We start from the raw sequence: 2,002 nt of genomic DNA, 5'->3' as shown, positions 1-2,002 counted from the left end.
GGGGTCCATCTCAGCTACGGAGCCCAGGCTCCTGCAATCTACTAATACAATTCAAAGTACAGGTCCCGCCACTCCGGATTCTTGTCTTCTATCAAACGAATCTTCCATGCCCGCTTCCACCGTTTGAGCTGCTTTTCACGTGTGATTGCAGCGTACATGTCTTGGTGCAATTCAATGTAGACCAAACGGTGAACTGAGTAGCGGCGGCTAAAGCCTGCTACTAAATCCCCCTTATGCTGGTAAATGCGGGAAACAATATTACTTGTGACGCCAATATAGAGGGTGCCGTGAGGCTTATTAGCGAGTATGTATACGCAGGGGTGTTTCATTGGCGGCCTTCCTTGGCTGCAAATTTTGGTTTTTCTTACCCAGCAGCAATTAACTTCTCATACTTCTCCATCAATTGCTCTTCGGTCTCTACAAATGCTGGATCAAGGGGAATGCAATCCACCGGGCAAACCAGCTGGCACTGAGGCTCGTCAAAATGCCCTACGCACTCAGTACAGCGGTTTGAGTCAATCTCGTAAATGCTGTCGCCCTGATAAATAGCCTCATTGGGGCATTCAGGTTCACATACGTCGCAGTTAATGCATTCGTCGGTAATAACCAGTGCCATTACAAACTCACTTACGGGGCGGGAAGCGTGCGTTCAGCGCTTTACTGACATTGTCAGGCACAAAGCGGGATACGTCGCCGCCCATACTGGCGATTTCCCTCAGCAGCGAAGACGACACATACGACAGCGACTCCCCCGGTGTTAAAAATACGGTCTCTATGCCCGGCGCTAATGAGCGGTTCATATTGGCCAATTGCAATTCATACTCATAATCCGCCACTGTGCGAACACCGCGCAGGATAATGCCGCAGTTCTGCGCTTTGGCCAGCTCCACTGTCAGGCCGGTAAAGCTGCATACCTCAATGTTCGGTACGTGGGCCAGGGCCTCGGCACACAAATCCATACGCTCTTGTAGCGCAAACATCGGGACTTTTTTCTCGCTGTTGGCGACAGCAAGCACCACCGTGTCAAACAGTTTGCAAGCCCGCTCAACGAGGTCGATATGGCCACGGGTAATGGGGTCAAAAGTGCCGGGGTAAATAATACGTTTCATAGCTCACCGAATGTGCGTGCGGCAGATAGTTCGGGCAATTGGCTTAATAAAAGGCGAATGCACCGAAGGCGTAGCGGAATTTTAACGCATTAACTCGGCTGATCATAACCCTAGAGACAATTGCGCGAGCCGTATTCGGGTAAAGACCGCAAATTAAGTGCACAGTCCATTTTGAGTGCCGAGTATAATTCGGTAAACTGCACCTTCAGTAATCCAAAGTGAAATACGTTTATTTGGCGTTTGACGATTCATCATCACTATTTACCTCAAGGACTCTTCATGAAAACCATCATAATGGCGGGCGGTAGCGGAAGCCGTTTATGGCCCTCGAGCCGCAGTCTATACCCGAAACAATTTTTGGCGATTGCTGAGCAAGACACCATGCTGCAGGCGACGCTTGCGCGGGTGGCGGGTTTAAGTGAAGAAGGTAGTTCGGTGATTTGCAATGAAGAGCACCGCTTTATTGTGGCTCAACAAGCCCAAGAAATGGGCGCCAATTTAGACTCCATTATCTTAGAACCGGTAGGCCGTAATACTGCGCCGGCCATTGCCTTGGCCGCCTTCGACGCATTAGAAAGCGCTAAAGGCGCCGCGCCGCTGCTATTAATCATGGCCGCAGATCACGTCGTTAACGACGTGCCGCCCTTTCACTCCGCAGTAGCAAAAGCCCGTGTACAGGCCCAAGCAGGTAAATTAGTGACCTTTGGCATCGTGCCGGAGACGCCGCACACGGGCTATGGTTATATTCAGCGCGGCGTCGCTATTGATGGGAACACTGAAGATGGCGCCTATACCGTGTCGCGTTTTGTCGAAAAGCCCAACGCCGATACCGCGCAAAGTTACCTCGATGAAGGTGACTACTATTGGAACAGCGGCATGTTCCTGTTTGCCGC

The 2,002-nt window shown here is 51.0% G+C and carries 4 protein-coding genes; 1 reads left to right on the top strand and 3 read right to left on the bottom strand.

The window, feature by feature from the left end:
• Nucleotides 1-41: 41 nt before the first annotated feature.
• The 3 genes from ABYT30_RS18780 to coaD are packed head-to-tail and all read right to left on the bottom strand — an operon-like array spanning nucleotide 42 to nucleotide 1,109.
• Nucleotides 42-329 carry a GIY-YIG nuclease family protein gene (locus ABYT30_RS18780; protein ID WP_373098053.1) on the bottom strand — a complete coding sequence of 96 codons (288 nt, stop codon included), beginning with the start codon at nucleotides 327-329 and terminating at the stop codon, nucleotides 42-44.
• Nucleotides 330-364: 35 nt separating this feature from the next.
• Nucleotides 365-616 carry a YfhL family 4Fe-4S dicluster ferredoxin gene (locus tag ABYT30_RS18775; protein ID WP_373098051.1) on the bottom strand — a complete coding sequence of 84 codons (252 nt, stop codon included), beginning with the start codon at nucleotides 614-616 and terminating at the stop codon, nucleotides 365-367.
• 7 nt (nucleotides 617-623) lie between these two features.
• Nucleotides 624-1,109, bottom strand: a complete 486-nt coding sequence (gene coaD, locus ABYT30_RS18770; protein WP_373084167.1) for a pantetheine-phosphate adenylyltransferase — start codon at nucleotides 1,107-1,109, stop codon at nucleotides 624-626.
• Nucleotides 1,110-1,388: 279 nt separating this feature from the next.
• Between coaD and ABYT30_RS18765 the strand changes: the two genes are divergently transcribed.
• The coding region (locus tag ABYT30_RS18765; RefSeq protein ID WP_373098049.1) for a mannose-1-phosphate guanylyltransferase at nucleotides 1,389-2,002 on the top strand (614 nt) is incomplete at its 3' end.

The sequence above is a fragment of the Zhongshania sp. genome (assembly GCF_041623545.1).
Classification (GTDB): domain Bacteria; phylum Pseudomonadota; class Gammaproteobacteria; order Pseudomonadales; family Spongiibacteraceae; genus Spongiibacter.
Note: the sequence above shows the minus strand (reverse complement) of the source record. Positions and strands in the feature narration are given on the sequence as shown.

Coding starts and splice junctions, on each gene's coding strand:
- ABYT30_RS18780 (WP_373098053.1), bottom strand. CDS start 329: ATGAAACACCCCTGCGTATACATACTCGCTAATAAGCCTCACGGCACC.
- ABYT30_RS18775 (WP_373098051.1), bottom strand. CDS start 616: ATGGCACTGGTTATTACCGACGAATGCATTAACTGCGACGTATGTGAA.
- coaD (WP_373084167.1), bottom strand. CDS start 1,109: ATGAAACGTATTATTTACCCCGGCACTTTTGACCCCATTACCCGTGGC.